This is a genomic window from Blautia sp. AF19-13LB (assembly GCF_003479105.1).
Taxonomy (GTDB): Bacteria; Bacillota; Clostridia; order Lachnospirales; family Lachnospiraceae; genus Fusicatenibacter; species Fusicatenibacter saccharivorans.
In genome coordinates this window covers 41,155-43,095 of the sequence record NZ_QUGO01000022.1, presented here as the reverse complement: position 1 = coordinate 43,095, position 1,941 = coordinate 41,155, and the positions used below count along the sequence as shown (strand labels likewise).

Genomic DNA, 1,941 nt, shown 5'->3' with positions numbered 1-1,941 from the left:
CTGGAGGCAGCTCCTTTCGGACTGGCACTGAACAGCCAGTTCTTCCGGCCGACAGTGAATGGCCTGATTGCATTCTCGCTAAGATTATTGGACAAACTGCAATGACCGTCTTCCAGATAAGTCATCAGGGTGTCTTTCCGATTTTGGGCATAGTTTACCGCTTTCGCCAAACGGGTTCCTTTGTTTGGGCGCTGTTGATCCAGCCAATTCCAGAATGCCTCCAGTATTGGCTTCTCCTTTTCAAGACGAAATTGTTTTCTCTGCTCCGCAGTGTGATTTTTTGCTTTTGAGTACCGCTCACAATCAAACAGCTTGGAACAGAACTGTACTCCCTGCACTGCCGGAAGGCTGTAATCATACTCTTTCCCTTTCGGTATGGCATCTGTGAAGTAACGTCTCACATGTGCCCAGCAAGAGCAGCGTTTGATATCCGGCAGATTATTATAACCCTGGTATCCATCTGTCTCCAGATATCCGCTGAACCCCTGTAGGAAAGATGCTGCATGGAACTTTGCCCTTGTCTCTGTGTAATGGTAGAGCAGGATCGGCGGAAGTCCATCTTCTCCACTGCGGAAGAGCCACATCCAGGAATCCGTTTCAGGATTACGCTCCGGCTCATTCAGTACCTGAACCCGGGTTTCATCTGCCATCAGATATTTACGCATCCGTAACTGACGGTGAAAATAATTATAAACATGACGGAGATAATTCTCGGCACAGTAAATGATCCAGTTAGCAAGCGTAGCCCGGCTTAATGGGACACCCAGTTGCTTCCAGTCCTCTTCCTGCCTGTTTAACGGCAGACCATTCTGGTACTTCTGGTGCATTGCCCATCCGACAACGGATTCCGATGCATAACTTTCCGGGATCAATGGTTCCTGAACAGGGGCTTTGACAAATGTCTGATCATCCGGATGTTCCTCTGATATGGCACACTCCGGGCATTTATAGGTTTCACGATAGATATTTACTACTTTTCCCTTGGCAGGGGTAAAACGAAATTCATGGCGGACGAATTCTTTCCCAATACATTCCATCTGCGTTCCGCAGGTTGGACAGTTTCGCTCCTCTTCCGGAAGAGAAATGATCTCGTCGCAGGAAGGAACATTTTTAAAGAGATCAGCATGTGTCCGTCTTGCTTTTCTCTTATGTTCCGGAACAGTGATGTCATCAGGAAGTTCCTGTTCCCATGTCGGATCTGCTTCCTGCTCGGCTTCATCAAAAAGATTCAACTGGCCAGCGATATCTTTCCGTTTTTCACTGGAAGTACCAAAAAGTTTCTTCGTGAGATATTCAATCTGCTGACGAAGGTTTTCTTTTTCCAGCCGGTCTGCTTCCAATGTTTTTTGTAAAGACTGGATCAGTTCTGTCTGTGTGGAAATCGTCTTATTCAGTTGGTTGATCATGTCCTTGTACGCAAGGATTTTTGAATCTTTTGAATTGCCAGCCATATGTTTTCTGCTCCTTTTTCACTGCTCTTATTATACCATAAAAAGCAATGAAAAAGAAGCAGAAACCCCAGCATTTACAAGGGATTTCAGACATGATACAGGGTGAGAAGCCCCTCCGTTTACGCGATCATTCCGTAGGTTTGAATGCCTTGGGTTGTTCGATTTCAAGCCCGGACATGAGCCAGTCGAATTGCTGCCAGGTCAATTGTTTTACTTCCAGCTGATTTCTGGGCCAGCGAAACCTGCCCTGAACTTCCATACGTTTATACAGCAGCACAAATCCGTCAGATTCCCAGAGCAAAGCTTTGATCCTGTCACAACGTTTTCCACAGAAAAGATACAGGGCACTTCGCCTTGGATCCATATGGAGTTGATCCTCTACAATAGCACACAGCCCGTCAATGGATTTCCGCATATCCGTTCTGCCTGTTACGATATAGATTTCATCGGCGGCTGTGATATCCCCTAACATTCCAGCTCCTTCACAATT

Annotated in this window: 2 protein-coding genes; both read right to left on the bottom strand. The window is 46.4% G+C overall.

Annotation, left to right across the window (positions count from 1 at the left end; genetic code table 11):
* Positions 1–1,451, bottom strand: a 1,451-nt coding sequence (locus DWX32_RS16880) for an IS66-like element ISRgn2 family transposase (RefSeq protein ID WP_118660674.1), incomplete at its 3' end; no start/stop codon positions are given.
* A 127-nt stretch (positions 1,452–1,578) separates the two neighbouring features.
* Positions 1,579–1,941: IS66 family insertion sequence element accessory protein TnpB (tnpB, locus tag DWX32_RS16875; RefSeq protein ID WP_207664923.1), on the bottom strand; the 363-nt coding region annotated here is incomplete at its 5' end.